The sequence below is a fragment of the Campylobacter sp. IFREMER_LSEM_CL1890 genome (assembly GCF_025772045.1).
Taxonomy (GTDB): domain Bacteria; phylum Campylobacterota; class Campylobacteria; order Campylobacterales; family Campylobacteraceae; genus Campylobacter_D; species Campylobacter_D lari_D.
This window is the reverse complement of the sequence record NZ_JAKMRK010000014.1, coordinates 22151-28150: the sequence shown is the minus strand read 5'-3', so window position 1 is coordinate 28150 and position 6000 is coordinate 22151. Positions and strand designations below refer to the sequence as shown.

The following is a 6000-nucleotide window of genomic DNA, read 5'->3' as shown; positions in this document are numbered from 1 at the left end:
ATTTAAAAATAGCAAACGACAGCGCTATAGTTGCAGACAATGTTAATCAAATAGCTAATGATATCTTAGAAGATGCTAGGAAGAAAAAGTTTTAAATAATTAAACTAAACCCTTAATGGGTTTAGTTTGAGTGATATAAGATTTTAAACAAACTCCATCAACGCTTAACTCATAAGCTTTTTTTAAATTATTATCTAAAACATCAAGTAAAAATAAAATTTTAGAGTCAAACATATAAAACTCAGCCATTTTTGAGGCAATTTTTGCTAATCTCTCATCTTCTATTAAAATATATTTTGCTCCTAGTGCATTAGAAAGTAAAATTTCTTCCTCATTCTTGGCATATATAGCAAAATCTATTTTTTCCTCTTTTGCACTTTTTATATTTTGTTCATTATAGTTAAAACAATTTACATTTGTTTTGATAAAAATATTTTCATAATAACTAAATTTTTGCATATTTATCAAAGGATGTCCAAAAATTAACATAATTTTTCCTTTATCTTTAAAAGACAATAATTCCTAAAGCCTTGATTAAAAATTTGATAATCTTTCAATTCTTGCAATTCATCATAAACTTCACTTCCTTTATAAAGCAAAAATAAAGTATTTTTATCATAAAAACCATTTGAAATTTCTACCAAAGGTTTTACATCCATTAAAGCTCTTGAAGTAATTAAATCTACTTTAAAAGGTGGATAGTTTTGTATTTTTTCTTTTATGATATTTACATTTATCAAATTAAGTTCAGTTTTAACCACCCTTGAAAATGAGGCCTTTTTAGCGCTAGGCTCAAAAAGAAAAAATTCATTATCTTGCAAAATACAAGCTAAAAATAATGCAGGAAAACCAGCCCCGCTTCCAATATCAATGATCTTTTTTTTATTACTCAAATCATAAAAATCTAAAATTTTAACACTATCAATAATATTTTCATCTATATTTTCAAAATGAGTTAAATTATGCACAGCATTAAATTTTTCTAACAACTCTTTATAGAGCGTGATTTTTTTAAAAAAATCATCTTTATTTGCAAAATCTTTTAAAAAATTTAATTGCTCTTCGTATTTTTTCAATTTAGATGTCCCATTTGTGTATATTTAATTTCTAAATAATCTTTATTAAAACGATTTGCTTTTATTAAAATAGGCACTCTTAAATTAATTTTTTCTTTTAATGAATTTAGTTTTTCAGGATTATTAGTTAAAAGGTTAATTTTAGAAATCTTATAATGCTTAAGTATAAATTCTACTATTTCATAACTACGCTCATCTGCCTTAAAACCTAATTGGTGATTTGCTTCTATGGTATTAAAACCCTTATCTTGCAAAGCATAAGCATTAATTTTATTAAAAAGTCCTATACCTCTTCCTTCTTGCCTTAGATAAATCACCATACCACTATGCTCTTGAATGTATTTTAAAGAAAAATCAAGCTGTTCTCCACAATCACATTTTAAACTTCCTAAAACATCCCCTGTTAAACATTCTGAATGGATTCTAATATTAACTTCTTTTTCCAATTTTCCTTTAAAAATACAAAGATGTTCTTTATCATTTTCTTTAAAACTTTGTATATTAAATTCCCCAAAACGAGTGGGGAGTTTTGCTATTTCAGAAATTTGAATAGTCATTATTTTACTTTACCTTTTTTATAAAAAATATGCTAGAATTTAAACAATTTTAACAAACAAAAAGGAAATTTATGTTTAAACGCTTTAGAAGATTAAGACTTAATGAGAATATTAGAAGCTTAGTAAAAGAAAATACCTTAAATTTAGATGATTTAATCTATCCACTTTTTGTTATCAATGGTGCTAATATTAAAAATGAAATCACGTCTATGCCAGGTGTGTTTCAAATGAGCTTAGATGAAATTTTAAAAGAATGTGAGGAGTTAATTAATCTTGGTATTAAAGCGATTATTTTATTTGGTGTGTTAGAAAGTTCCAAAAAAGATAGTTGTGGAAGTGATGCATTAAGCGATGATGGCTTGATTGCTACAAGTCTAAGAGCTATTAAAGCAAAATTTCCTGATTTGGTAGTAATTACCGATCTTTGTTTTTGTGAGTATACTGATCATGGGCATTGTGGTATTATTGATCCAAAAAGTAAAAGCGTAGATAATGATTTAACTTTAGAAATTTCAGCCAAACAAGCTCTAATTCATGCTAAAAACGGTGCAGATATGATAGCACCAAGCGGCATGATGGATGGTATTATTGAAACTTTAAGAAAAACTTTAGATGAAAATGGTTTTGAAAATTTACCTATTATGGCTTATTCTACTAAATTTGCTTCAGCCTATTATGGGCCTTTTAGAGATGTGGCTGATTCTGCACCAAGTTATGGAGATAGAAAAACCTATCAAATGGATTTTGCCAATGGTAAAGAAGCCTTATGTGAGAGCTTAGAAGATGAAAAACAAGGCGCTGACATCTTAATGGTAAAACCAGCACTTGCGTATTTAGATGTAGTAAAAGATATAGCAAATCATTCTAAGCTTCCACTTTGTGTGTATAATGTAAGCGGGGAATATGCTTTGCTAAAAGCAGGTCAAAAAGCAGGTGTGATTGACTATGAAAAAATAGTGCTTGAAACTATGCTTGCTTTTAAAAGAGCTGGAGCTAAGCTTATCATAACTTATCATGCAAAAGAAATTGCAAAATTATTAACAAATAAGGAGTGAGATTGAATAGTCTAAGCAAAAAAAGTTCTCAAGATATAATCAATGAATTATCTAATCATTTGGGCATAGAAAAACACAATCAAACTATATTTCATCTAACCCACATTAACGATAAAGAAAAAAAGTTAAGTCTAAAAAATGGCCATGATTTAGCACCCGAACCATGGTTTATAGTAGATGAAAATGATGAAGTTAAAACTATGTTTTCTGTAAAAACTCTGATTGAGTTTTTACAAAGTGCCAAAAAGATACAAAAGGATAATTTTGAACTTAAACTAGAAAAGGCTATCTATCAACAAATTCCTATTGACTTTAATGATGTATGGACAGTTGCAATGGATGAGATTAAACATCAAGTTTCCAAAGGTATAAAAGAAGTTAATATTGATTTAGATCAATTAATCAGCAATATTCATACAAAACATCCTAACTTATTTATAAACATGAAAGAAATGATGCAAAAAGGCAAAAAATGAGAGATTATAAAAATTTTGTTAAATACTCCAAAGCAGGACCTAGATACACTTCTTATCCTACTGCAGTAGAATTTAACACCCATTTTAAATATGAAGACTATATAAAAATTTTAAAACAACAAACAGCACAATTATCTTTATATTTTCATTTGCCTTTTTGCAGGAGTGCTTGTTATTTTTGCGGTTGTAATGTAATATATACCGCAAAAGAAGAAAGTAAAGAAAGATATTTAAATTATCTTTTTAAAGAACTTGATCTTTTAGCAAATATCATTGACACACAAAGGGAAGTAGCTCAAATGCATTTTGGTGGTGGCACGCCTACTTTTTTTTCTGCTAAACAATTGCAAAGTTTGATTTTTAAAATAAAAAGCATTTTTCCAAATTTTACCCAAGATAGTGAAGTAAGTTGTGAAATTGATCCTAGATTCTTAAATGAAGAACAAGCTGATGTTTTAATTCAAAATAGCTTCAACCGTATTAGTTTTGGCGTGCAAGATTTTAACGAAAAGGTTCAAAAGGAAATTCATAGAATTCAACCTTTTGAACTTACCAAAAATGCAGTAGATATGGTAAGAAAAAAAGGGATAAATTCAGTAAATATGGATTTAATTTATGGCCTTCCTTATCAAAGTCTAGAAAGTTTTAAACAAACTTTAGAAAAAGCACTGCTGATTAATCCCGATCGCTTTGCTATTTTTAATTATGCACATGTGCCTTGGCTTAAAAAAAATATGAGAAAATTTGACGAAAACACTCTACCAAGTCCTGATGTAAAACTTCAAATTTTAGAATATTGTGAAAAATTTTTAACTCAAAATGGTTATAAAATGATAGGAATGGATCATTTTGCAAAACCACAAGATGAACTTTTTAAAGCCTTAGAAAATGGTAGTTTGCATAGAAATTTTCAAGGCTATACTACAAAAGGCGGAACCGATTTAATCGGGATTGGCCTAACAAGTATAGGCGAAGGTAAAAGACACTATATGCAAAATTTCAAAGATATGCCAAGCTACGAAAAGGCTATCGATGAAGGTCGATTGCCTTGCGAAAAAGGTATTATGCTTGATGATGATGATGAACTAAGAAAAGCTGTTATTATGGAACTTATGAGTAATTTTGCTCTTAATATAAAAAATATTGAAAGTAAATTTAAGATTGATTTTTTTGAATATTTTAAGCAAGATTTAGAAGAACTCCAAAAACTTAATGAATTTATCAACATAGATAAAACTCATATCAAAGTTAATGAAACAGGAGTACTTTTAATCCGTAATATTGCTATGTGTTTTGATAAATATTTAAAACGCATTAGCGAAGATAAAAAAGTTTTCTCTAAAACGGTTTAATATGTTAAATGTTAATGAAATTTCTAATGCTTGCGTAAAATGCGGAAAATGCATACCAGTTTGCACCATACATGAAATAAATCGCGATGAAAGTACTTCCCCTCGTGGCTTTTTAGATTTAATCAGTGCTTATGAAAACCAAGAACTAGAGCTTGATAAAAATCTTAAAAAAATATTTGAATCATGTTTTTTGTGTACAAATTGCGTTGAAGTTTGTCCAAGCCATTTAAGAGTGGATAGTGCTATTGAAAAAGTGCGTTACGATATAGCACAAAAATTTGGCATTGCTTGGTACAAAAAACTTGCTTTCTTTTTTCTAAGACGCAGAAAAATTCTAGATATTTTAGCAAGATTTGGTTATGTTTTCCAAAGCTGTGCTTTTAGTTTACAACATAAAAATTTGGGAATGAAAGCTAAATTTAACCTACCTTTAATTAAAAAAGATCGTTTGCTTCCTTCTTTAGCTAAAAAAAGCTTTCTAGCTTCTAATCCTGATTTCATAAATAATCAAGGTGAAAAAACCATAGGACTTTTTATAGGCTGCTTGTCAAATTACTCTTATACAAATACGGGCTTTGCTTTGCTTGAAATTTGTAAACATCTTAAAATCAATGTAGATTTACTAAAAGATCAATCTTGTTGCGGTGCTCCTCATTATTTTACTGGAGATTTTAAAAGTGTAGAAATTTTAGCTAAAAAAAATATCGTTTATTTTGAAGAAAAATTAAAAACTCTAGATTATATCATTATCCCCGAAGCAACCTGTTCTGCGATGATTAATATAGACTATGAACATTTTTTCCACATGCAAAAAGATGAAGAATGGGCTATAAGAGCTAAAAATATTTCTAGTAAAATACTACTTGCAACAAAATATTTTTATGAATATACTAAACTAGAAGAGCTTTTAAAAACAAAGAAAAAATTAAAGACAAAAATTGCATACCACGATCCTTGTCATGCAAGAAAAATGCAAGGTGTTTTTAAAGAACCTAGAGCCTTGCTTAAACAAAACTATACTTTCAAAGAACTTATTAACTCAAATGAATGCTGTGGTTTTGGCGGTGTTAGTATGCAAACTGATCACTATGAAAAAGCTTTGCAAGTTGGTATAAGAAAAGCTCAAAATATACAAAAAAGCAATGTGGAAATTATCAGTGCAGAATGTTCAGCTTGTAGAATGCAAATTTCAAATGCATTAGAGCATGAAAAATCCTCCACGCATTTTTTACATCCATTAGAATTGATAGCAAAAATACTTCAAGATAAAAATTAATCTTGAATTTTTATATCTTCGATATTTGATCTATTTTTTTCTATTAAAATTCTATTTTTTTCTATATTTTCACTATTTTTTTTACACTCGTTTTTCAAGATTTCAATATTTTTATATAAAATTTTTATTTTTCTCTCGTAACGATTTATCAATAAAAATACTATAAATAAAAATAAAATTAAAATAGCCCAATTTAAAAATGCCATAT

General features: G+C 28.0%; 7 protein-coding genes and 1 pseudogene. 4 read left to right on the top strand and 4 right to left on the bottom strand.

The window, feature by feature from the left end; genetic code table 11:
• Positions 1–99: 99 nt before the first annotated feature.
• The 3 genes from L8W57_RS07145 to ribA are packed head-to-tail and all read right to left on the bottom strand — an operon-like array spanning position 100 to position 1633.
• A complete protein-coding gene (locus L8W57_RS07145) occupies positions 100–489 on the bottom strand; it encodes a hypothetical protein (RefSeq protein WP_263662272.1) in 390 nt (129 codons plus the stop codon).
• Positions 483–1076, bottom strand: coding sequence for a 16S rRNA (guanine(527)-N(7))-methyltransferase RsmG (gene rsmG / locus L8W57_RS07140; protein WP_263662271.1), 594 nt, complete (start codon positions 1074–1076; stop codon positions 483–485). The genes L8W57_RS07145 and rsmG overlap by 7 nt, the downstream gene beginning before the upstream one ends.
• Complete coding sequence (gene ribA, locus L8W57_RS07135) at positions 1073–1633, bottom strand: GTP cyclohydrolase II (protein WP_263662270.1); 561 nt, start codon at positions 1631–1633, stop codon at positions 1073–1075. Before ribA ends, rsmG begins: the two co-directional genes overlap by 4 nt.
• A 71-nt stretch (positions 1634–1704) precedes the next feature.
• Here ribA and hemB point away from each other — a divergent pair, with 71 nt between their 5' ends.
• The 4 genes and pseudogenes from hemB (at position 1705) to L8W57_RS07115 (ending at position 5792) form a co-directional block, all read left to right on the top strand.
• Positions 1705–2688 carry a porphobilinogen synthase gene (gene hemB / locus L8W57_RS07130; RefSeq protein ID WP_133319823.1) on the top strand — a complete coding sequence of 328 codons (984 nt, stop codon included), beginning with the start codon at positions 1705–1707 and terminating at the stop codon, positions 2686–2688.
• A gap of 2 nt (positions 2689–2690) precedes the next feature.
• A pseudogene (locus L8W57_RS07125) lies at positions 2691–3174 on the top strand (DUF2603 domain-containing protein).
• A complete protein-coding gene (gene hemN / locus L8W57_RS07120; RefSeq protein ID WP_263662268.1) occupies positions 3161–4516 on the top strand; it encodes an oxygen-independent coproporphyrinogen III oxidase in 1356 nt (451 codons plus the stop codon). Before L8W57_RS07125 ends, hemN begins: the two are co-directional and overlap by 14 nt.
• 1 nt (position 4517) lies before the next feature.
• On the top strand, positions 4518–5792 hold the full coding sequence (locus L8W57_RS07115; RefSeq protein ID WP_133319820.1) for a (Fe-S)-binding protein: 1275 nt from the start codon (positions 4518–4520) through the stop codon (positions 5790–5792).
• Here the strand turns inward: L8W57_RS07115 and L8W57_RS07110 are convergent.
• The gene (locus L8W57_RS07110) at positions 5789–5998 is read right to left on the bottom strand and encodes a hypothetical protein (RefSeq protein ID WP_133319819.1); all 210 of its coding nucleotides are present in this window, start codon (positions 5996–5998) and stop codon (positions 5789–5791) included. The genes L8W57_RS07115 and L8W57_RS07110 overlap by 4 nt on opposite strands.
• Positions 5999–6000: the final 2 nt, after the last annotated feature.